We start from the raw sequence: 22,423 nt of genomic DNA, 5'->3' as shown, positions 1-22,423 counted from the left end.
GAATATTAACGATATGAAAAATAAAACGATACGACTATTTTTTAACTATTTGATCAAAGGAACCTTGGTGACATTGCCCTTGGCCGGGGCGCTGTTTATGATTGTGTGGATTGTAGCGAGTGTTGACTCGGCGCTCAACTTAAGTGGTTGGTTCTGGGAGGACGATACCGGAAGACCGCTTTATGTACCTGGGTTAGGTATATTGACCGTGATCATTGTACTTGTTGTTGTAGGGATGATATTCACAAACGTCGTCACCGAACCCATATACGCCTGGTTCAATAACCTGATTAATCGGATTCCCTTGTTCAACACTTTGTATTCATCGATCAAGGATTTCACCGAGGCATTTGTGGGGGATGCCAAGAAATTTAACGAACCCGTGCTGGTAGAAGTGAATGAAACTGGATTGAAAAAAATTGGTTTCCTAACCCAGCGCGATCTTCGGAAAATCGGTCTAGCAGGCGAAGTGATTGTGTATTTCCCCTATTCATATTCGTTTGCCGGCCAAGTAGTAATTGTTAAGACGGAACGGGTAAAGCCCTTGAATATGAGCGCGACCGACGCCATGAAACTCGTTGTATCGGGCGGTGTAAGCGGGTTGGAGTAACCGGGTTAAGACAGCACCTCTTTCAGAATCCGAAACGATTTCAATCTTGCGCCCTGATCGTAGATATTGCCGGTGGTCATGAGTTCATCGATGCCGGTTTCCGTCACGAATCTGGAGAGCTGCTGTGCCAATGTCTCCCGGCTTCCGATGAACGTGCAGGCGGTCATTTGTTTGACGGCGTTTTCCACATCAGGCGACCAGTATGGGTCCATGGAAGGGACCGGTGGCTGCAAGGGTCTGCGCGTATTGGTCACAATTCCTAAAAACATGCGATACATGCTGGTGGCCAGCACTTGTGCTTCCTCATCCGTTTCGGCCGCGATCACGTTCACGCAAGCGAGAACATAAGGCTGGTCCAATTGGGCGGACGGCTTGAAGTGTTGGCGGTAAATGGATATGGCGGCACGGAACTGCGCCGGTGCAAAATGTGCAGCGAACGCATAAGGCAGGCCCATTTCCGCGGCCAGGTAAGCGCTGTCAGTACTGGAACCCAGTATCCAGATTGGAATATCCAATCCTTCACCCGGAAATGCACGCACACGCCCATCGCTGTTGTCGTTGCTGAAATACAACTGCAATTCCCTGATGTCGGATGGAAAGTGGTAGGCTGTGTTCAGATTGTTACGACGTAAGGCCATGGCGGTTAACTGATCCGTCCCTGGTGCCCTACCCAATCCGAGATCGATACGCCCCGGATATAAGGTCTCCAGCGTACCGAATTGCTCGGCAATGGCTAACGGTGCATGATTCGGTAACATAATCCCGCCCGATCCGACGCGTATCGTTGAGGTTTTGTCGGCCACGTGGCCTATCAGAACCGATGTCGCCGAACTGGCAATATATTCCATGTTATGGTGCTCAGCGAGCCAGATTCGCACAAAGCCCAGCTGCTCCGCCTGACGGGCCACTTCTACCGTACGAGCGATCGCCGTTGCAGCGTCACCACCTTCAATAACTACAGAAAGATCCAATGCGGATAGCTTGAGTTGTTTAGCCATGCAGACAAATTACCGCATTGTCGCTATGAGAAGCAAGATGTCGTCAGCATTTTGATGTAAAGATGACCAAAAGCCGCCCGCCCATTCCTGCGCAAAAGAATAAATGGCCATCGCCACCATCACGGATTCGGTGGCGACGGCGCAAAGCTTCCACTTTCAACGGAAAATTACGGGCGGTGACAGAGGCCTGAACAGGCAACTTACTTTTCTTAAAATCAGCATATTGAACAACCTTATCTATACAAAACATCTTTCCCATGAAATTGGCTATTCGCTGTGAAGAGGTGTAGAGATGCGTGTGTGTACCTAACTTGCGGATTCCATAGTGCTGCGAGATCCACTTAAAAGCCCCGGATTTCAGGAGCGATGCATCAGGCTCATACAGATATCGCTCAGGATCACCGAGTTCAGCAACTGCAGTTTTCTCTGCTGTAATATCAAAGGTCAATGTCTCTGTACGGCCGCCCTGCAATGCAGCCACGACAACCCGGGGAATGCCGTCAAACGTACGGCTGCGAACCAATAGCAATTCCTTACATTCATTGTCGACACTGACTATGTGAACTTCGCTGACTTTGCGAAGCCGTTCCACGGCGGCCGAAATGTCTAGCAATGGAGCGCATTTAATGAGATTTTTCTCTGCCTTTTGCAATAACTCATCCTGCACCCCTACCACATCCGGTTCGCAATCTTCCAGCCTGAACACCTTGCGCTGTCCTAACCGTCTTGATGGATCCACATATAGGTAGTCAAACGCATCGTCGGCTTGACTCGTAAGATAGGTCAGGCCATCTGTCGCAATAAATTGCATTTGAGTTGCTTCCAGCTGAGCCGCATTATGCTGGGCGATCCGTGAGAGGGCCTGATTGGTTTCGCAGTGGACGACCATCTTTGCCGTGCGTGCAAAGAAGAATGCATCGACGCCCATGCCTCCGGTAAGGTCAATCACGCGCTGCGCCGGGGGAATGAGAGCGGCTTTATAATCGGCTGTTGCCTCGGACGACGCCTGCTCTATTGAAACTTTTTCGGGATAATAGATGTAAGGAGTTTTGTACCAGAGGGGCAGCTTTTTCCGACAGCGTTTACGGGCGTCGAGTTGCTGGGCGAGTTCCAACGACGACACATCCGCAAAGGGGCTCCTCTGCATTGCAATATCACTGGGCGGGACCGCTTCGTGTTCATGCAAATAACGTTGTACCTCCGGCGTCAGGATATGCGGGTTCATACGCGTTAGCTATTTAGACAATACCAAACGCTCAATACGCGAAAACGAATCCTCCGCAGCAAGTATTTGCTGTATTCGCGACTGATCCAGCGATGCCGCATCTACGCCCATTGCGTTCCGGAATCCGCCGAGCAAGTCATTCACCGGTAAGGTACGATTTATCCCATCTACGCCCCATGTTTGCAGGTAGCTGTTGAGTTTAGGCACAGTAATTCCGACATAAGGCACAGCATAACTCATCGCTGTGATTGCGCCGTGTAGACTGGTCCCTATATATACTTTGGCATTTGCAATCAGGCACATGATGTCCCAAATAGTCACTTCGTCGAAAACGGTGCATGGATGTTTCAACAACGGTGCGATGCGTTGCAATGCCAAGTGATCATCGTGGTTGAGTGCCTTCCCGATCGGACAGAAGCAAAGGTGAACACCGGGATGCCCATCTACGATTGCATCCAATTGCTGAGCAATGCGTTGCTCATTGTTTTTCGCGTGATTATCCTTGATCTGAAAAAACAGGTAGGTGCCTCGCTTTTCAGCTATGTATCGTCCAACCGACGCAGAGACCCGCTCATCCAGGAAAGATGTTGGATAAAACTTCGACATCAGAATTGCCGAGTCCGGATATAAGGAGGTCTGTACTCCTTGGGCGGTCAGGTTGCGCTGCGTGGCCCGATCCCGTACGGCAAAATAATCCACCTGTCGCAACTTATCGCGCAGATGGGGATACCGATCGAAGATTGCGGGGTCCAACTCCGAACCACCAAGCGAATTAAAAATCACATGATCTACACTCTGAAAGTCCGAACGGGTAAATACAAAAGGCAGATCGGTCTGGCCGTGCAACATGCGCTTAGCGAAGGCATTCAGATCGAACACCTTATTGATACGGCCATGAAAACGATGCGTACGCTTAAATGTCTTGTTCAATGCCAAGAGCAACGAGCTCCAGGTAACCGCGACAGCTTCGCCTCCGGCTACGATGACACTTGTATGGTTCCCTCCCTCGTTGCACCGGCGATAAAACGCCCGAATATCTTCCGTTAACTTGCCTCCCAATGCGCGTAAATCACTGTTTACGATGCCGAAAAAAGACGCGTCAAATGGCTTTCCATACGTATGGAGTTGAGCCTCGATAATCAATGGGAACAACAGATCGCCATAATTGAAGCGATCAAATGCACCGACGACCAGAATATTGTTTTTTTCTGTCAATTTACGAATGTTTAACGTGAATAATGAATCATTTCAATCGACGAGCCCTGATGCATGCAATTGCCAGATAAACGAAGAACTACGCAGCTCGTTCACGCTTGCCGTAACCTGAGCGACGCAGGTACGGATATCATCAGGGGTCGTAAACCTTCCTAGACTGAACCGGATGGAAGCATGTGCATCTGCATCCGAAAGTCCCATGGCTTTCAGCACATGAGACGGATCCCGTGTGCCACTTACGCAGGCCGACCCCGACGCTACGGCAATGTCAGGTAAGCTGACCATTACCTGATCGGCCCTGAGATGTCTGAACGCGACGTTGCTGACATTCGGCAACCTAGCTGTTTCCACCCCGTTTACGAAAGTCGCAGGCAACGCCGTTAATCCCTTTTCCAGCTGATCTCTCAGTTTCGCTAACCGAACGGAATCTGTTTCCAGTTCCTCTCGGGCAAGGATTGCTGCTTTCCCGAATCCGACGATACCTGGCACATTCAATGTTCCCGCTCGAAGCTTATTTTCTTGTCCCCCGCCATGCAATAGAATGCCAGTCTGTATGCGTCTGCTCTTGCGTTTGATATATAGCGCACCGGCGCCTTTAGGACCGTAAAATTTATGGCCGCTCAAACAAAGCAAGTCTATTCCTGTCTTTGCTACGTTTATGGGCACTTTCCCTGCTGCCTGCGTGGCATCACAAAAAAACAACACATCGCGCTGCGCAGTGATTTCCGCGATGTCCCGTACCGGATGAAGAACACCGGTTTCGTTATTCGCCTGCATCAGCGCAACCAACACCGTATCGGCCCGAATGGTTGCGTCAAGCTCAGCCAAGTCAAGAGTACCGTCCGCGGATACAGGCAAATACGAAACCTCCGCCCCCTGCTTTTCGAGGTAAGCAAAGGTATCCAATACAGCCTTGTGCTCGGTTTGGCAAGTGATAAAGTGCCTCCCTTTCGTTTGATAACGCTCATATACCCCTTTCAGCACCATATTGATGGCTTCCGTAGCTCCCGACGTGAAGGTAAGTTCACTAGAAGAAGCGCCAATGAGCGAAGCCACGCATTCTCTTGCATGTTCCACGGCCGCGGCCGCCTCCCGGCCTGCCCGATGGGTTACACTGGATGCGTTCGCAAAATGTGTGGTCAAATAGGGCATCATTGCATCCAGCACCCGCGGGTCAAGTGGCGTGGTCGCGTTGTTGTCAAGGTATATAAGCCTGTCCATGTTGCGAATTTATAAACAATTTTAGCGTATCATTTGTTCTCTCTTTATAACTTTACGGAAAAATAGCGAATCCATTGAAAACTAACTTAAACATTTCAAATGAAATTTACTAGAAAAGCAAGTGCCAATTGGCAAGGTACTGGAAAGGACGGAAAAGGAAGTGTTACCACGCAAAGCACCGTTTTGGATCAAACCCCGTATTCATACAAAACCCGATTTGAAGACGGCGTAGGAACTAATCCCGAGGAATTGATCGGTGCAGCGCACGCTGGATGCTTTACGATGCAGCTAAGCTTTTTGCTTAGTGAGAAAGGATACGAACCAACCAGTTTGGATACAGAAGCCAAGGTAACGTTTGAAGATGGCAGCATTACGGCGGTCCAGCTGGATCTTACCGGTAATGTGCCCGGCATTTCCGAATCCGATTTTAAGGAAATTGCAGAAAAGGCGAAGGAAATTTGCCCGATATCGAAATTACTGAATACTGCCATCGGATTGAATGCTGTTTTAAGTTAAGAGCGAACCGTTAGCGCCAAAAAAAATACAGCAATATTTTGGAATTGCGGCGTATCGCCATATATTTGCGCTCGTAACAACCTCCAGTAGCCGACGTAGCTCAGCTGGTAGAGCAACGCATTCGTAATGCGTAGGTCGTAGGTTCGAATCCCATCGTCGGCTCATTTCCTTCAAAAATTCCTAACCCCTTCCACGAGTGCATCATACACACGGCCATCCAAGGCCACGCTTTGCTTATGGGCCGGTAAAAAAGAAGCCGCTCGTCTTGCGACGAGCGGCCGCCCCCAATGGGGTTAGGGGGCTATCAACCTAAACCTATCCCCTTTTTAGCAAATCCAGTGCCAAACTTTTCCTAAATTTCTTGAAACAAATTATTAAGCAAACAATATTAGGCAAGGCTTGCTTTCAATTGTTCCAACAGGTCTTCAGAAGGTGCTTTGCGCGGTTTGATCTTTCGTACCGTAGGACGCTTACCCTTGGCCTTTGCACGGATAATTTTCATCAATTCTTTGCTATACTCATCGCGGTATGCCGTCACGTCGAAATCACTGGAGTGCCTTTTAATTAATTGCACGGCCATATCCATCTCCTGCTTGGCGATTTTGATGCGCTGACTGGGCTTAATTTCATCAACGGATCGAATTTCTTCTTCAAATCGCAGCTTATTAAGCAATAAAATACCTTGATGCGGTCTGATAACCGCAAGATTCTCGGTATTGCGCATTACAAAAGTTGAAAGGCCAGCCATCTTGGTCTTTTCCAACGCGTTAAGCAAAAGCACATAGGCTTTTTCCCCGCCTTTCTGTGCTTGCAGATAATAGGGGCTATCAAAATAAATACTGTCAATATCCGCCTCTTTGACAAAGGATTGAAGATTGATCATTTTCGTCTTTTCCGGACTGGCCTCTTCAAAATCTGCTTCGTCAAGAACAATGTAATTGTCATCCAGCATATATCCTCGCACAATCTGGTCCCAATCGACTTCTTTTCCCGTTCGTTCATTCACGCGTTTATATCGGATGCGCGAATGATCTTTGCGATCGAGCATATCCAAGTCGGGTCTACTGTCTGTTGTTGCACTGAATATTCTTACGGGAATATTGACCAATCCGAAGCCGATGGCTCCCGTCCATATTGCTCTCATTGTCGTACTTTTTGAAAGTACAACAATGAAAGCGGTGAAAATGTTGTTGCGTGGTTTAAAAAGCTGTTTAGCTTAGTTCGGCGCCGACGCGTTCCAGCAGGCGTTTCGTGGCCAGGATACCTTCCTCTTCACTAAGCTGGTCGCCTTCGTATTCAATGCCAACATATCCGGTATATCCAGCATTTTTTACAAGCTGAAGCATCCGGCGAAAGTCAATATTCACTTCGTTCCCTTGGTTGTCAAATACGTTGGCCTTGGCGCTTACGCCTTTTGCGAAGGGCATCAAGTCCTTCACACCCTGATACCGGTCATATTCGTAAAAGTTTCCAAAATCGGGCAGACTGCCACAATTTGCCTTCCCGACTCCCTGAAGTACCGCGCTTAACCAGTCGCCGTGAGAGGATATGCCTCCGTGATTTTCGACAATAACGCTGATGTCATAGGCGCTAGCAAACTCGCTCAACTTACCCAGGCCATCGATAGCTGCGGCTTTCACCTCGTCGGGCGTTCCTTTTCCGGCCGCGTTGACACGGATGGCATGGCAACCCAAAAATTTAGCCGCTTCCACCCATTTGTAATGATTTTCCACGGCCTGTTCCCGTTCCCCCTTATCTGTTGAACCTAACGGGCCTTCTCCGTCGATCATGATCAGAACATTCTTTACACCATTGTCCTTTGCTCGCTGATTCAAATCCGCCAGATATTTTTTATCCTGGGCTTTGTCTTTAAAAAACTGATTCACATACTCCACAGCGTAAATGCCGAATTTCTTTGCTGCCGTCTCCGGAAAATCAAGGTTGTTCAGCTTGCCGTCGAAAAGTGTCCGATGCAGTGACCATTCGGCTAATGAAATATCGAAAAATAGCTTTTTGCCCGTTGTTGTAGAAAACATTGAGGTTGCCACTGCCGGAAGTACTGTGGCGCTCAAAGCTCCTACTCCCAGGTGCTTCAAAAATGATCTTCTATCTGTCATTATATATACATTTAGTTAATGTTCTGTTTTCACTTTTAGGACGCCCGTTTCAAATATTTGCCCAACCATGCGCTAACACGTCTGCCAGGTGCATCGTTTTGATCGGTAACCGATGATGGTCTATATAACCTTGAAGGTGCAGTAAACAGGACGAATCGGTGGAGATAATGAAATCAGCTTCCATTTCCAAGGCCTGATGCACTTTTTGTTCGGCCATGGCGCTTGATATGGCTTCGAACTTTACCGCAAACGTACCCCCGAAACCGCAACACATATCGGTGTGCTTCATTTCCAGCAACTCAAGACCATCTACCTTGTTTAGTAACTGCCTTGGTTCATCCCGAATATGACACTCGCGCAATGCCGAACATGAATCATGATACACAGCGCGTCCTTCCAACTCAGCACCAAAATAGTCCTTTCTGAGTACATTCACAAGAAAATCAGAGAGCTCGTGGATATTCCCTTGAATAGCCCGGCAACGGTTATGAACCATCGTGTTGGTAAACAAGTTATTATAGGAGTTCTTGATCATACCGGTGCATGAAGCAGATGGAGACACAATGACTTGGTCATCTTCAAAATCATGCAAAAACTTATGGCCAACCTGCTTCGCTTCATCCCAAAAGCCAGCATTGTATGCCGGTTGTCCGCAACAGGTCTGTTGGGGATTATAAACCACAGTACACCCCGCTTTTTCCAAAATCCGAACGGTGTTGAAAGCCGTCTCGGGAAACAACTGATCAATAAAACATGGGATAAAGAGTTGAACCGTCATGCACAAACCTAATATCGACAAATTTAATGCAATCGATCGGGACGCGCTACGGTTTTTTTGTTAAAACTTGCATCCTTCCCAAAAGCATCAATCCTATTACAAAAAATATACCTAAGCACAGTGCCGAATAACGAATATTATTTGTTATCTGTTCTATGATGGCAAACGAAAAAAGTCCGATCACAATGGCCACCTTCTCTGTAACATCATAAAAACTGAAAAATGAAGCGGTATCTGCCTCATCAGGAGGTAATAATTTGGAATAGGTAGAACGAGAAAGCGATTGTATACCTCCCATCACCAGACCGACCAAAGCAGCCAAAATATAAAATTGAATTTCGTGATTGATGTAATACGCAGAGACACAGATTCCGATCCAGATACATACCACAAGCATCAGCACACGGACATTCCCTATGTAACGGGCAAGCAGCGACATCAGGTAAGCACCCCCAATAGCCACCAGCTGAATGATCAAAATGGTGGCAATCAGCTTGGGTGCGCCTAAATGCAATATTTTCTCGCCAAACGCGGCCGCCACGATCATCACAGTCTGAACTCCCATCGCATAAAAGAAAAAAGCAGGCAAAAATCGTTTGATTTCGGGTATTTCCCTGAGCCTACTCCATACCTCTCGAAGTTCTGCAAACCCCTTTCGTAACACGTGCTTCGTAATCCGTTGCCCATTTCGTTGATCACGAGGCAGCTTAACAAAAGGAATCTGTGCAAAGCCTATCCACCAAAGACCAACCAGTAAAAAAGACAACCGCGGAGCGAAACTTGGATCGGTGATGCCAAACCATTCTGGCTTCAGGATAAATACAAAACAGATAATCTGAATTGTTACGCATCCGACGTACCCGTAGGCAAATCCCTGTGCACTTACCCGGTCTTGCTGATCGACCGTTGCTATTTGGGGGAGGTACGAGTTATTGAACAGCACCCCACCTACGTAGCCCATGGCCGCCAGCGTGAAACAGATGATTCCCCATTCCAATGTTTCGAGTTTGAAGAAAAACAATCCCATACAGGCCATCCCCCCCAAATAAGTAAACCACCTCATAAACGCCTTTTTATTTCCTTTGAAATCGGCCACCGACGACAAGATCGGCAAAGCCAACGCCATCAGAAGATAAGCGGCTGATAACGCAAAATTGGACAGCGCCGTATTGACTACTTCGAATCCAAAGAACGTAACCCGATCGCCATGCGTTTCCGTAAAGGTTATGGCGGTGTAATAAGCAGGGAAAATAGTGGACGTTATCACCAGGTTATACGCCGAATTTGCCCAGTCGAACATCGCCCATGCGCGAATCGTGGGAGGATGATTTTTAAGCAGTGCTGAGGGTTTCATTAGGGTGGCTAAGATAGGCAAATCATCGATTCGTGAAACGTTAGGTCGAAAAAAAGAAAAAAAGGGAATCCGACGAACAGATTCATCGAGATTCCCTGATATGGTTTTTTGGTTTAACTAAGTAGCTACGTCAATTCCCTACCGATTCGTTCCAACAACGCCTTGGTTTTCAAGATTCCCTCGTCGGCCGGCAAGCGATGTCCCTCATACTCGATACCGATATAGCCACTGAATTTTGCATCGCGGACTTCATTTAGCACGCGCCGGTAATCAATGGTGGTCTCGTTATCCTGCTCGTCAAAATCGTAAGTCTTTGCACTTACGCCTTTGGCAAACGGCATCAGCTCCTTAAGTCCCTTATAGCGGTCATATTCATCCAGACATTCCGTGGTCAAATAGGCTTCCACGGTAGATTCGGTCGGTAGATTCCGTTTGATGCAAAAATTCCCTACGTCGGGCAAAGTCCCGCAATTCGGTAAGGCAATCTGCTTCATTATGCCGCTTAACCACGCGCCATCGGAGGAGTATCCGCCGTGATTTTCTACGATGACTGAAATGCCAAAATCGCTTGCAAACGCGGCTAACCTGGTCAAGCTCTCCACTACGTACCTGCCGGTTTCTTTCGGACCGCCCTCCCCTGCTGCATTTACCCGGATAGCGTGACAGCCCAGAAATTTGGCAGCTTCCACCCATTTATAATGATTTTCAACGGCTGCCTGTCGATTATTCTTGTCGGCGTCACCAAGGTCCCCCTCCAGATCGCACATGATCAACACACTCGTAATCCCATGGTCGTCGCACCGCTTTTTCAGTTCACCGAGGTACACACGGTCTTTCGCCTTATCCATAAAAAACTGGTTAACGTACTCCACTGCGTCGATACCGAACTTTTGCTTCGTGTATAACGGAAAATCCAGGTGGTCTAGTTGCCTACTGAAAAGTGCCCGGTACAATGACCATTCTGCCAATGAAATTTTAAAGAATAATTCAGGTGAACTTTCCTTGGTTTCGGCAGTCTTTTCTGATTTCCCTGCAGAATTGCACGAATATACAGATAGCATTGGCGCTGCCATAATGGCTGCCATTCCGGTTCCCAGCTGATGAATAAACTTTCTTCTTGAACGCATAACCTAGTATCCTGTGTTCTGAACCAATGCCCCGCCACTCCGGTCCAGCTGGTCCTGAGGGATCGGAAAATAGGTATTCTTGTCTGTAAACGTAAGTCCGCCGTAAGCGCTGATGATACCGCCCTCGAAAGCGGAATAGCTCTCCAACGTCTCCTTCGCAATCCCCCACCTTACCAAGTCGAAGAAGCGATGTCCTTCCAATGCTAATTCCAACCGACGCTCAAAGCGGATGGCGTTCAGGGCGTACTGCTCATCGGGAAATGCCGAATACGGTTTCACATTATAAGCCGCCACCTGTGTACCCCCCACCGTTTTTACAGGAATTTTAGCCGCTCTTGCCCTAACATTGTTCACACGTGCCAATGCGTAAGCCAAATCACCTGTTTTCGCTGCACATTCCGCGGCCATCAGGTAAACGTCGGCCAAGCGAATGATATTTACGTTCAATGAGGTCACATAGTTAACCCCGCCCGACTGCGTATTCCCCGCAAAATCAGCCTGGTCAATCATATGTTTGTATCCTACAAAAGGTCCGCCGAATGCAGGGTCACGCAACCAACCATCGCCAGGCATAATACCCCAATCGTGGTAGGGTACTCCCCGTCGGCCCACGGTATAATCCAGCCGAGGGTCTACCGCGAGCGTTTTATCCACCTCGTAGTTTGTTTTAGCGTTTCCCGTGAGCCCATAGTCCGATTTATACGGATCGTCCCGATAGGAACCGTCCAGCATAGGTAAACCCGCCGCCGTCACCCGGAAGGAATTAACCAGATCGAAGCTGGGATTGAAAAAACCGCAGCAGTTTGCCGGAGCCGAGCCATACAATCCGCCGAGCATATCGCCGACGTTCGCATTGTCGCCTCCACCGTCCGGATTGATCGCGTGCTGTGCCGCAAAAATTGATTCAGGCCCATTCTCCGTGTTTACGTCAAAATTATTCAGGAACGGCAGGTCTTCAAGATTGGGGCGCGAAGCGATCACCTCCTTAAACAACGCAAGCGCTTCCGGATATTTTTCCTGATAAAGGTAAACTTTCGCCAGATAGGATTTGGCGGCAATTCCATCGACACGTCCTGCGTCGCCCAGCGGTTTTTCATCTGAAAGGTTTTGCACGGCAAACTGAAAATCCGCCTCGATCATAGGCAACACGTCCACGTTGTTGGGCACCTGAGCGGCATCGGCGGTTGACACCGTCTCATCGATATAAGGAATGTTTCGGAACACCCGCCAAAGGAAGAAGTAGTAATGCCCCCTCAGCATTTTGGCTTCGGCTTCGATTTCTGCGGCCCGTTCAGCGGAAAACGTCTCGCCGTCCGTTGATTCCTGCACCACCTTAAGCTGACGCAACGTGGCGTTGCAGCGGGTGATCCCTTCATAATAATTGTTCCACATGGTGGACAAGTGCTCATTGACGCTGATGGCATTGTGCATTTCGATATCGAACATCACCGCTTGATCTGCCAACTCGCTTCCCTTATGGGCGTTGTCGGCCGCTACTTCCCCGAAAAGCCATTGACTCGGTGCCGAAGCATAATTACCCCAAGTTCCGTCACGGTTGCCATTCATCAAACCGTATGCACCCGTAAGCATCCATTCTACTGCTTTGGTATTACTCACCTGGTCATCGGTGAGCTGCCCTTGCGGACTCCGGTCCAAAAAGGATTCACTACAGCCTCCCACGCTCAACAACGTAATCGCAACCACTATTTTATAACATCTTTTCATTCCCGTATAGTTTACTTTTAAAAGCCTTATGAAACCTGCGCCGTCATTACCTTTTCCACCCGGTGCCGGCACGATAGGTTTCATGTTTAAATTTCGATCGATTGATAGGTTCATAGTGAGCCACTAAAAAGTCACACTTACGCCCAACAGATATTGGCGCGGAACGGGATAAACTCCCATATCCACTCCCGGCGCAGTAAAGTCGGACGAATACTGGCTCACCTCCGGATCCATTCCACTATATCCCGTAATCGTAAACAGATTGGTAGCACTCGCATATATTCTTAGGTTGGACACACGGCCCTGGAACATATGATTAACCGGAAGATTATAGCCCACCTGCAAGTTTCTCATGCGGAAAAAGCTACCATCCTGCACGTAGTAACTGGACGACTGGTATTCAATCGTAGGTGCCTTGGCATGCGGAGACGGCATCAAGCTGTTTGGATTACTCGGGCTCCATGCATCTAGTGTCCGGGTGCTCACGGCGCCAGGAAATGCATAAAAGTCCGTGTACTGACGGGTGAGGTCAAATAGCTCGTTACCCTGCGAACCGTTAAAGAACATGCTCACATCAAAGCGTTTGTAGGAAGCACCCAAACTTAAAGAGTAGATGAAATCGGGATGCGGATCACCGATAACGGTACGATCATTTCCGTCAATCACACCATCGGGAACGCCATCAGGCCCCGAAATATCAGCGAATTTAAATCCGCCCACCCGGGCATCCTCATACGATGCGCTATTAGCGATATCCTCTTCATTCTGATAGATACCAGCCACCTGATATCCGTAAAAGGCACCCAGTGGCGCTCCTGCTTTCAACACCGACGTGGTTACGCCGCGCAGCGTCAAATAGGGTTGCTCTTTGACGGACGGTGCCAACTCGATAATATCGTTCGTATACCGGGAGAAAAACACGCCCACATCGAATTGGAACGGGTTTTCACCCTCGCTTCCCATATAGTGATAGTTTAACGACACTTCAACCCCTTTATTCTGGATGTTACCGGAGTTAACAAAAGGTGAATTGCCCCTTCCTACAGCTGCCGCCGGTTGCGGAACGGGATATAATACCCCTGTCGTGCGTCGGTCAAACCACTCAACGGCTCCATCGATCGTATTATTGAAAAGCGTAAAGTCAAGTCCCACGTTGATCGATTTCAATTCCTCCCATTTCACCGCTTGGTTATCATAATTGCTTGTCCATAGGCCGCTGACGAGTTCGCTTCCGCCTGATATCGGGTAAAACGACTGGTTTACGCCAGATGCATACCGCCTCAAAAACTGAAATGTCGGTATCCGTTGATTGCCGGTTACTCCGTAGCCTGCCCGGAGTTTCAGGTCATCCACCCAAACCACCGTGTTCATAAAACTTTCACTCGATAAGCGCCAAGCAGCACTTGCAGCAGGAAATAGTCCATATCGATTGTCCGGACCGAAATTGGACGACCCGTCTCGCCGCAGGGTCGCCGACAACAGGTATCGGTCTTTAAAGGCGTAGTCGGCGCGGCCGAAAATTGAAAACAATGCGCTTTCGGAGCCTTCGCTCTCTCCACGGGTAGTCGCCGCCGTGTTCAGGTAATAGTAATTTAGGTCGCCCGCTATAAAAAAGTCATTTCCATTTCCCTGAAGCTGATGCCAATTCGATTCCACCGCTTCGGTGCCGACAAGTAACGTAAGATCATGTGCCTCATTAAATACATTTTTATACGTTGCTGTGTTGGTCCAGGTCCATTCCGAATTGTATCCTTGTGTCTCTTCCAGGGTGTTATTCGTAAAATTGCCTTCGGAACGTTCGGGATTTGGATAACCAATGGATTTGCTATTATAATTTTCATAGCGCAGCCCAAAAGTGGTCCGGAAACTCAGGCCTTTTGCCAATTTGAGATCTGCAAAGGCACTGCCAAAAAACTGTCCGCTGTTATTAACGTTATCTTTTGACCGGTACAGTACTGACAACGGATTGTCTGCATTTCCCATTTTATCCCCTCGGGTACCAGCGAAGTTACCCCTAATGTCGTAGACGGGAATGATGGTTTGGATTCGGTAAGCCCAGCCGATAGGCGACGCCTCTCCCTGGTATTCACCGGCCCTGTTGACATTTACTCCAAAGCCGTTTCCACGAGTATGCGAATATTGCATATTCTCACCAATGGTGAGCCGTTCATCCAGAAAGCTGAACGTAGTATTGCTGCGGATGGTATAGCGTTCAAAGCCTGTATACTGGTACGTGCCTTCCTGCTTGAAGGCGCCCCCGCTTAAGGCATACGTTGCATTTTCACCACCTCCCAATATACTTAGCTGGTAATTTTGCATGGGCGCATTCTGCGTAATAGCATCGAACCAGTTGGTCCCTGCTTTATTCGCACGCGTAATCTGATAAAATTGAGCCGGGTCCATCACATAATTGTATTTGGCAGGATCGGCATCCGCTTCGGTGATATCGTGACCGGTTTTAGTTCCTGCTAGCAGGTAATCAGGCAACGTCGGATTATTGGGATCCGATCCATAGTTAGTACCGCTTGTTTCACTGGTACCAGGCGTTTCGCCGGCATTCTTAAAACGTTGGTAAACATATTCCGCAAATTGTTGCGGGTTCAAGAATTCCGGGAACCGGTTCCGGTTAGGGCTCTGGGTACCGTAATACGCATCAAAAGTTATCTTTGGCGCACCTTTTTGGCCTTTCCGGGTTGTGATAATCACGACGCCGTTGTTCGCCCGTGCTCCGTATATGGAAGCCGCGGAAGCGTCCTTTAGCACCTGCATGGACTCAATGTCATTTGCGTTCAGCCATCCCAGCTTACCCTCGTAGGGCATTCCGTCAATCACATATAGGGGATCGTTGTTATTGATTGTGCTAAAACCCCGGATCCGTATTTGCGGTGTCGCACCCGGCGCGCCGTCATTAATAATCTGCACACCCGCAGCCTTGCCCTGAAGGGCCTCGATAGGGCTGGCAGCCGGTTGCTGTTTCAACCCCTTTACGTCGACCACCGCAACCGACCCCGTTAGATCTTTCACCCGTTGGGCGGAATAGCCCGTTACGACGACTTCATCCAATGCGCTTAGCGAGGCTTGCAGGGCAATATCATAAATCCGTTGTGTGCTATCCACTACGAATTCCTGGGTAACAAACCCGATATAACTCACTTCTACAACGTCTTTTGGCTGTACCTCTAACGAAAATTGCCCGTTGTCGTTTGCACTGGTGCCCCTGGTGGTACCCTTTACCTTAACCGCTGCACCGTAAATCGGCAGCTTATCGTCCGCACTCGAAACCTTACCTGTAATCGTAAACCCTTGAAATAAATTGAAAAGCAATATTTTGTCATTTGATATTTGGTAGGTGATCCCCAAGGGCTTAAATACCTCCTCCAGAATACTGTATAATTCCCCCTGTTTTGCGTACACTTTAAGTTTCCGGTCGGCTTTAATTGCGGACGAACTGTAAATGAATTTCACACCGGCCTGTTCTTCCAATTCTGTAATCAGGTCCTTAATCGAGGTACGTTTTGCCGAAAAAGCTACCCTTCTATCGAGCACACCCTGTGCATCAGCATCCGCCGCGTAAGTTGAACAAATTACAAAAGAGGTGATGAGGGCGTATAAAAAGGTTAATCTCATCGCTATGTTGATTAAAGCAATAATTCGATCTTTTTTCATATTTTTGATCAATTTATGGTTCGTAATTAGAACATGGAACTGTAAACTTCCCAGCACGATGAGGCTGGGAATTTGAGCCGGCAATACCCCCATATTGCCGGTTTCTTTTTGGGTTACGTTGGTTTGTTATTCATTATCATCCATTTGTCGTTAGGTTAGCAATTGGTTTTAACTAAGCGCCTTAAGCAATACTGTTCCAGGTGCCCCAGAAATACGAATGGGCTCCAAGTATTGTTTCAAGAATACGAATCTAGGGTCCGGACGGGTACGTCCGAGCCAGAAATCTATGTTTTCTCTTTCTTCATGTGCATATGACTTAGTGTGTTTGTGAATAAATTTGTGTGTTCGTTATGGTTTGCTATTACTTCTTTCGTATAGAAATGGTGGTTCCCGTTACTTCGTAGCGTGTGTTTGTGACCGTACAAATGATATCCAGTTGTTTAAACAATCCGATACCGCTGATATCACCGGTAAAAGTTATTCCATCCAGACCATGATCAGCCTTCACGTTTAACGCGTATAAGTTACTCAGCGTGTGTGCGAGATCCGGCATAGAAATGTCGCTGAATGTTTCCTGACGAATGGCGTCGAGATGCTCACTGACCGGCAAGGGATTCTCGGTAATCGCTGCTTCCAATGTTGTCGGCTGCAGTACCGCCTTCTGATTAGTGGTTAATGAAGCTTTCTCCGGCGCAGCCAGCAGCCGCTTTACAAAGTGGTTACGATCTACGTTGTAAAAAACATCCACTTTTCCGGAATATACAATCACTTCACCCTTTGCGTTCCCTCTTGGAGCCTTGATTTTGAATTTTGTACCTAAAACCTTCGTGATCATTCCTTCGTGGAAAACCCAAAAGGGGTTATCCTTGTTTGCAGCTACGGCAAAAAAAGCGTCACCTGTCAAGCGTACCTCCCGATCGGTGCCTTTAAAGTGCTTCGGGTATTCCAATTGTGCGCCTGGATACAATTCGACTAGCGATTCGTCTGAAAGAATCACCTTCATAGCGGATTCCGTGGTGTTTTTCACAGTGATGATCGCCGCTGAATCCGTTTGTGAGGACGCAAATGATGGTTGAACCGGATAACAGACAATCCTAAGGTAGATCCAGGCACCTAATACAACCAGGAACAGGGCAACTGATGCGGCAATCCATCCGCCCAGCCGTCTTCTCAAATACCAAACAGTTGGGGTGATATTCTCGCCTTCCTCACCGATTTGCCGGCAAATCTTACTCCAGATCGCATTTTCAATGGCATCTACGTTGGCTTCGCTAATTCCGTCGCGGTCGTGCTCATCGAGCATATAATACCAATGATGGATTAACTGCTTTTCTTCGGGGGTACATCGCCCTTCCAAATATCGTTCCAGCAACCGGTGAAAATTTTCCCTACTCATGGATCGCCAACATTGGTTAGTTATTAATATAGTCTATCGAATGACAGCTACCCCTAAAAAAAAATTAAAAAATTTCCCGTATGAACAAAAGAACGGGAAGAAAATCCTTCAAGGCAAAACGCATCGTCTTGAGTGATTGGGTAATATGGTACTCCACGGCTTTTTCGGAAAGGTTAAGCTTATGAGCTATTTCTTTCACGGAATATTGACCGTTCCGGCTCATTGTGTAGACGGTTTTGGTCTTGGGCGGCATCATGGCTACACCTTTATCAATGGCGGCGTTCAGTTCCTTGAGCCGATAGGCGGTCTCTACCGGGTTGCCTAGATCATTTCGCGTATGCAGCAGAAGCTGTTCCTTATAGGTGTCTTCCTGCATCTGGGATTTGAGGTACGTAATAAAGCGAAAACGTACGGCGACAAACAAGTAAGAAGCAACGTTCCGTATCGTTGTATCCTTCCGCTTTTCCCATAGGGAAACAAATACCCCCTGCGTAAGGTCTTCAGCCAGCACAGAATCCCCCGATCGCCGCAGGACAAGGAGGTAACAACGCTTCCAATATCGCCTATATAATTCTTTAAAGGCCGCTTGGTCGTCGTTGTGTATCCGATCCAGCAGTGCATGGTCTGATAACGATATGTAAGCAGATTCTGCCAACAAAGGTTTGCTTTAGTTTTAATACTGGTTATGCAAACCTACCAACTTTGCTACATATATGCAAGGATAATCTCTATCTTTGGCCGCTACACAATATTGGAAACGGTGGAACACATTTTTTCTTTAGCCGGGCTAGGGATTGCCCTTTTTTTATTCGCGGGATGTGGCCATGTCCAGCGTCAGGGCGATACATCCACGGGCACCGGCATCGTTATACACTCGGAAAAGGCTTCGTTTTATATCGACACACTGCACACCGGGTTGGAGAACCCCTGGGGGATGACCTGGTTGCCCGAAGGCCGCTTCCTGGTAACCGAACGCAAAGGAGAAATATGGATCTTCGATAACGACCAATACACCGGTAAAAAACTAAGTGGATTCCCAGATGTTTATCAACGTGGGCAGGGAGGGCTTATGGACATCCAACTTCACCCTAATTATGCTGAAACTGGATGGATATACGTGACCTATGCAAAGCCCGGAAAAGACGGTGGGAGCACCGCTTTAATGCGATTTCAACTAATAGACAATCAAATAGATCATATAGAAACGATCTACCAGACGCTACCTTTATCGGCTGCCGGTATACATTTCGGCAGCCGGATTACATTTGACAAACGGGGATACCTTTATTTTAGCACAGGGGAGCGAGGTATAAAGGAAAATGCTCAGGATCTCGCTAATGATATGGGAAAAATTCATCGCTTACACGATGATGGGCGCATACCCACCGATAATCCGTTTGCCAACCAACCGGGGGCCAAACCGAGCATTTGGTCTTATGGACACCGAAACGTACAGGGATTGACGTACGATGCCGCGAATGATGTGCTTTATGCAACTGAGCACGGCCCGCGGGGAGGCGACGAACTCAATATCATCGATCGAGGCAAAAATTATGGCTGGCCTTCCATCACTTACGGAATCGACTACAGTGGAGCCATTATTTCCGAGCTGACTGAGCGAGAAGGCATGGAACAACCCATTCATTACTGGACGCCGTCCATTGCTACATGCGGACTTCTGTATTACACCGGCGATCGTTACCCGGGCTGGAAAAGCAATTTATTTACCGGTGCATTGGCCGGTAGGCACATGACCCGGATTGAGGTGATAAACGAACGATATATAGATGAGGAAAAACTTTTACAAAATATTGGGCGTGTACGTAACATTGCTCAAAGTCCCGATGGTTTGATTTACGTACTGACGGAAGATCCCGGGATGGTATTAAAACTCATCCCGGTGGATTGAAATGACGGGTACATTTGCCGAAAACTACGTATCTTTGCCATTATGAATGTTGATAGTTTGCTTGGACGTGCCCTGAATTTCGAGTTTCTCTCGATTGACGAAGGAATTTATTTATATAAGCATGCGCCGGTCGCGGACTTATCTTACGTAGCTAACGAATTGCGCAAACAACAGGTACCCCATGGCAAGGTTACCTGGCAGATAGACCGTAACGTCAATACCACCAATGTGTGCATTGCCAACTGTAAGTTCTGTAATTTTTTTCGCCGACCGGGACATGAGGAAAGTTACATCACGGATATTGAAACCTATAAGCGAAAGATAGCCGAAACGTTTCGATACGGAGGAGACCAATTATTATTGCAAGGTGGACACCACCCGGATTTGGGTCTGGCGTTTTATACCGATCTTTTTAGGCAATTAAAACAGCTGTATCCGACGCTTAAATTACATTCACTTGGCCCCCCTGAAGTGGCTCACATCGCCAAACTTGAGGGAATGTCCCATATCGATGTGCTCCGTGCATTAAAAGACGCGGGATTGGATTCCCTTCCGGGCGCGGGGGCAGAAATACTGAACGACCGTGTGAGACGGCTTATCTCGAAAGGCAAATGCGGGGGGAAAGAGTGGTTGGATGTGATGCGAGCGGCGCACCAGGTCGACTTACCCACGTCGGCGACGATGATGTTTGGCCACATCGAAACGATCGAAGAGCGGTTTGAACACCTCGTATGGATCAGACAGGTTCAGGAGGAACGTCCAGCAGGTACTCACGGCTTTATCGCTTTTATTCCGTGGCCTTTCCAAGACGATGGCACACTCCTCAAACGCCTGCGCGGAATTACCAACAATGTGACCGGCGAAGAATACATCCGCATGATCGCGTTAAGCCGCATTATGCTGCCTAACATCAAAAACATCCAAGCCTCTTGGCTTACGGTGGGAAAACAAGTGGCACAGCTTTGCCTACACGCCGGTGCCAACGATTTTGGATCCATTATGATCGAAGAAAATGTGGTATCCGCGGCAGGAGCTCCCCACCGTTTCACGTCAACATCCATCCAAGAAGCCATCCGCGAAGCCGGATTTCAACCTCAGCTCCGGACACAGAAATACGAATTCCGGGAAATACCTGACACAATGGTTGAGCAGGTTATTGACTATTAATTTTATTAGCGATTAATACGGACAACTTGGAAAATGTAATTCAACAGGTAGAAGCTTTGGTATACGCGTCTGAGTATGGAATTGGCGTAGCCGAAATTCAGCAGGTGTTAGAAGCTGCTACGGGCGATCGTGTCGAAGAACAGACCATCCTTGGCGCACTCGAAAACATTCAAACGCGTTACCTAAGCGACGAGCATGTGTTGGAATTGAAGTTCATCAACAACGGCTACCAATTTCTGACAAAATCACGGCATTATGACATAGTCAACCAATTACAGGCTCACCGGGCGAAGAAAAAACTCAGTCAAGCCGCGTTGGAGACTTTGGCCATCATTGCCTATCGGCAGCCGATCACCAAACTGGAAATCGAGCAGATCCGGGGCGTCAATTGCGATTACTCCGTGCAGCGCCTGCTCGAGAAAGAGCTGATAAAAATCATCGGTAAAGCGGACACATTGGGCAAACCTCTTCTGTATGGAACCAGTGACTTATTCATGGATCATTTTGGAATTGCCAGTACGGCAGACCTGCCGAAACTCAAAGAAATCGTACAGGAAGAAGACAATACAATCGGCGAGATCAGTGAGTAAATACTCAATATATTTTTTTTAAAAAAAGTGCTTTGATATCAAAAACTTGTTATTTTTATCCTATCAAAAAACAATACGCTTTTACATGATTATGAAAACGCCAATGATGCATGACAATGAGTTAGCGATTATGGAGGATGACGTTTTGGTCGCTTTGGACGGTGGACCCGATGATGAGGACGACAATTCGGATGACCTTTTCGAAGATGAGGAAAATTTCGACTTAGATGAATTCGACTCGCTGGATGAATTTGATGATTTCGATGACGAGGATGATTTTTAATAAAAAGCTTCGCATTTGAACAAAAACCATTACCTGCCAAGAACATAGGATTCTTACGTATCCCTATTGTACCGCGCAATGATTCCCACACACACCTACTACGGTTATCAACAACAACCTAGTAGATGTGTGTGTGTATTTTAAGAGCCTACTCCCTCATTTTATGCAGCTGTTCGTACAGTTCGATGACCTTCTTTTGAAGTTTAATCACTTCAGCGTCGCGTTCCTGAAGTTTTTTATTCGCGATAGTCAGCTCCGAAATATACTTTTTTTCTTCTTCGGAGTCGTTCGTAGCCAACAGTTGGACAACCGTCAGGCCAAATAAACGGGATATTTGATCCAATCGGGATAAATTGACGTCGGTTATACCCGTTTCAATTTTGGAAAAAGCCGGTATGGAGATGTCCAGCTGTTTAGCTACATCTTCCTGGCTCCACCCTTTTTGATGTCGCAAGAGTCTGATTTTTTTTCCTAATGCATTCATTGGTAAGATGATATAAAGTTCTAAGCAATTATGATGGCATGA

General features: G+C 47.7%; 20 protein-coding genes and 1 tRNA gene. 7 read left to right on the top strand and 14 right to left on the bottom strand.

Features of this window, described 5'->3' with window-relative positions:
* The first annotated feature begins 13 nt into the window (after positions 1 to 13).
* Positions 14 to 610, top strand: a complete 597-nt coding sequence (locus ACFQRK_RS03295) for a DUF502 domain-containing protein (protein ID WP_379003599.1) — start codon at positions 14 to 16, stop codon at positions 608 to 610.
* 5 nt (positions 611 to 615) lie between these two features.
* Here ACFQRK_RS03295 and ACFQRK_RS03290 read toward each other — a convergent pair whose 3' ends face one another.
* Genes ACFQRK_RS03290 through ACFQRK_RS03275 form a run of 4 tightly spaced genes read right to left on the bottom strand, consistent with a single transcriptional unit; the run spans position 616 to position 5,269 of the window.
* A complete protein-coding gene (locus tag ACFQRK_RS03290) occupies positions 616 to 1,608 on the bottom strand; it encodes an LLM class flavin-dependent oxidoreductase (protein WP_379003597.1) in 993 nt (330 codons plus the stop codon).
* A gap of 43 nt (positions 1,609 to 1,651) precedes the next feature.
* The gene (locus ACFQRK_RS03285; RefSeq protein ID WP_379003594.1) at positions 1,652 to 2,833 is read right to left on the bottom strand and encodes a hypothetical protein; all 1,182 of its coding nucleotides are present in this window, start codon (positions 2,831 to 2,833) and stop codon (positions 1,652 to 1,654) included.
* A 9-nt stretch (positions 2,834 to 2,842) separates the two neighbouring features.
* Positions 2,843 to 4,048 carry a polysaccharide pyruvyl transferase family protein gene (locus ACFQRK_RS03280; RefSeq protein ID WP_379003591.1) on the bottom strand — a complete coding sequence of 402 codons (1,206 nt, stop codon included), beginning with the start codon at positions 4,046 to 4,048 and terminating at the stop codon, positions 2,843 to 2,845.
* A 33-nt stretch (positions 4,049 to 4,081) separates the two neighbouring features.
* Complete coding sequence (locus ACFQRK_RS03275; RefSeq protein ID WP_379003590.1) at positions 4,082 to 5,269, bottom strand: cysteine desulfurase family protein; 1,188 nt, start codon at positions 5,267 to 5,269, stop codon at positions 4,082 to 4,084.
* Between the two features lie 99 nt (positions 5,270 to 5,368).
* Between ACFQRK_RS03275 and ACFQRK_RS03270 the strand changes: the two genes are divergently transcribed.
* Complete coding sequence (locus ACFQRK_RS03270; protein ID WP_379003588.1) at positions 5,369 to 5,785, top strand: OsmC family protein; 417 nt, start codon at positions 5,369 to 5,371, stop codon at positions 5,783 to 5,785.
* Positions 5,786 to 5,874: 89 nt separating this feature from the next.
* Positions 5,875 to 5,947: transfer RNA gene (locus ACFQRK_RS03265), tRNA-Thr, on the top strand.
* A 226-nt stretch (positions 5,948 to 6,173) separates the two neighbouring features.
* On the opposite strand, the gene ACFQRK_RS03260 is transcribed toward ACFQRK_RS03265, so the two are convergent.
* From ACFQRK_RS03260 to ACFQRK_RS03220, 9 genes are all read right to left on the bottom strand, one after another.
* Positions 6,174 to 6,929: a Ku protein gene (locus ACFQRK_RS03260; protein ID WP_379003586.1), complete on the bottom strand. Its 756-nt coding sequence runs from the start codon at positions 6,927 to 6,929 to the stop codon at positions 6,174 to 6,176.
* A gap of 67 nt (positions 6,930 to 6,996) precedes the next feature.
* Entirely contained in the window at positions 6,997 to 7,902 is a 906-nt protein-coding gene (locus tag ACFQRK_RS03255; RefSeq protein ID WP_379003584.1) for a sugar phosphate isomerase/epimerase family protein, read from the bottom strand.
* A 49-nt stretch (positions 7,903 to 7,951) separates the two neighbouring features.
* Entirely contained in the window at positions 7,952 to 8,680 is a 729-nt protein-coding gene (locus tag ACFQRK_RS03250) for a (Fe-S)-binding protein (protein ID WP_379003582.1), read from the bottom strand.
* 46 nt (positions 8,681 to 8,726) lie between these two features.
* Positions 8,727 to 10,034, bottom strand: coding sequence for an MFS transporter (locus ACFQRK_RS03245; RefSeq protein ID WP_379003580.1), 1,308 nt, complete (start codon positions 10,032 to 10,034; stop codon positions 8,727 to 8,729).
* A gap of 125 nt (positions 10,035 to 10,159) precedes the next feature.
* The gene (locus ACFQRK_RS03240) at positions 10,160 to 11,161 is read right to left on the bottom strand and encodes a sugar phosphate isomerase/epimerase family protein (RefSeq protein ID WP_379003578.1); all 1,002 of its coding nucleotides are present in this window, start codon (positions 11,159 to 11,161) and stop codon (positions 10,160 to 10,162) included.
* A gap of 3 nt (positions 11,162 to 11,164) precedes the next feature.
* On the bottom strand, positions 11,165 to 12,886 hold the full coding sequence (locus ACFQRK_RS03235; RefSeq protein ID WP_379003576.1) for a RagB/SusD family nutrient uptake outer membrane protein: 1,722 nt from the start codon (positions 12,884 to 12,886) through the stop codon (positions 11,165 to 11,167).
* A 123-nt stretch (positions 12,887 to 13,009) separates the two neighbouring features.
* Entirely contained in the window at positions 13,010 to 16,513 is a 3,504-nt protein-coding gene (locus ACFQRK_RS03230; RefSeq protein WP_379003574.1) for a SusC/RagA family TonB-linked outer membrane protein, read from the bottom strand.
* 400 nt (positions 16,514 to 16,913) lie between these two features.
* Positions 16,914 to 17,948, bottom strand: a complete 1,035-nt coding sequence (locus ACFQRK_RS03225) for a FecR family protein (protein ID WP_379003572.1) — start codon at positions 17,946 to 17,948, stop codon at positions 16,914 to 16,916.
* A 64-nt stretch (positions 17,949 to 18,012) separates the two neighbouring features.
* Positions 18,013 to 18,603, bottom strand: coding sequence for an RNA polymerase sigma-70 factor (locus ACFQRK_RS03220; protein WP_379003570.1), 591 nt, complete (start codon positions 18,601 to 18,603; stop codon positions 18,013 to 18,015).
* A 105-nt stretch (positions 18,604 to 18,708) separates the two neighbouring features.
* Between ACFQRK_RS03220 and ACFQRK_RS03215 the strand changes: the two genes are divergently transcribed.
* The 4 genes from ACFQRK_RS03215 (at position 18,709) to ACFQRK_RS03200 (ending at position 21,897) form a co-directional block, all read left to right on the top strand.
* Positions 18,709 to 19,857 (top strand): PQQ-dependent sugar dehydrogenase, encoded by a 1,149-nt coding sequence (locus ACFQRK_RS03215; RefSeq protein WP_379003568.1) that lies wholly within the window; start codon positions 18,709 to 18,711, stop codon positions 19,855 to 19,857.
* Positions 19,858 to 19,899: 42 nt separating this feature from the next.
* Positions 19,900 to 21,024 carry a cyclic dehypoxanthinyl futalosine synthase gene (gene mqnC / locus ACFQRK_RS03210; protein WP_379003566.1) on the top strand — a complete coding sequence of 375 codons (1,125 nt, stop codon included), beginning with the start codon at positions 19,900 to 19,902 and terminating at the stop codon, positions 21,022 to 21,024.
* Between the two features lie 26 nt (positions 21,025 to 21,050).
* On the top strand, positions 21,051 to 21,614 hold the full coding sequence (gene scpB / locus ACFQRK_RS03205) for an SMC-Scp complex subunit ScpB (RefSeq protein WP_379003564.1): 564 nt from the start codon (positions 21,051 to 21,053) through the stop codon (positions 21,612 to 21,614).
* A 91-nt stretch (positions 21,615 to 21,705) separates the two neighbouring features.
* On the top strand, positions 21,706 to 21,897 hold the full coding sequence (locus tag ACFQRK_RS03200) for a hypothetical protein (protein WP_379003562.1): 192 nt from the start codon (positions 21,706 to 21,708) through the stop codon (positions 21,895 to 21,897).
* A gap of 148 nt (positions 21,898 to 22,045) precedes the next feature.
* Here the strand turns inward: ACFQRK_RS03200 and ACFQRK_RS03195 are convergent, their stop codons facing one another.
* Complete coding sequence (locus ACFQRK_RS03195; protein WP_379003560.1) at positions 22,046 to 22,381, bottom strand: helix-turn-helix domain-containing protein; 336 nt, start codon at positions 22,379 to 22,381, stop codon at positions 22,046 to 22,048.
* Positions 22,382 to 22,423 lie beyond the last annotated feature (42 nt).

The sequence above is a fragment of the Parapedobacter sp. GCM10030251 genome (genome assembly GCF_042666505.1).
Lineage (GTDB): Bacteria > Bacteroidota > Bacteroidia > Sphingobacteriales > Sphingobacteriaceae > Parapedobacter.
The sequence above is the reverse complement of the archived record's forward strand: the minus strand, read 5'-3'. Positions and strand labels throughout refer to the sequence as shown.